General features: G+C 66.4%; 1 pseudogene. It reads left to right on the top strand.

The annotated features are described in order from the left end of the window. A pseudogene (locus AC1DHL_RS30045) lies at positions 1-399 on the top strand (SAM-dependent methyltransferase); the annotation flags it as partial.

The following is a 399-nucleotide window of genomic DNA, read 5'->3' as shown; positions in this document are numbered from 1 at the left end:
ACCTTCGAGCGGGCGGACATCTTCAAGTCGGATTTTTCCGATGCCACGGTCGTCACGCTGTTCCTGCTGCCAAGCGTGAACCTGCGTCTCCGTCCCACGTTGCTGGGGATGCGGGCCGGCACGCGCATCGTCTCGAACTCGTTCGATATGGCGGACTGGCGGCCGGACGAGTACGTGCCGAGCGTCGAGGCCTGCCCGGGGCCGTGCGGCGTCTACCTGTGGCTGGTGCCGGCGAGGGTGGCGGGGATATGGGCGATGGGGAACAAGCTGCTGGTGCTGTCGCAGACGTTCCAGAAGCTGGAAGGCGTGATGCGCGAAGGCGAGCGGTCGACGCCGATCTGGGACGGCCGCTTGCGCGGCACGGAGATCGTCTTCACCATCGACGACGAGCGCTACGTC

Source organism: Variovorax sp. 10L426 (assembly GCF_056395305.1).
The sequence above is the reverse complement of the archived record's forward strand: the minus strand, read 5'-3'. Positions and strand labels throughout refer to the sequence as shown.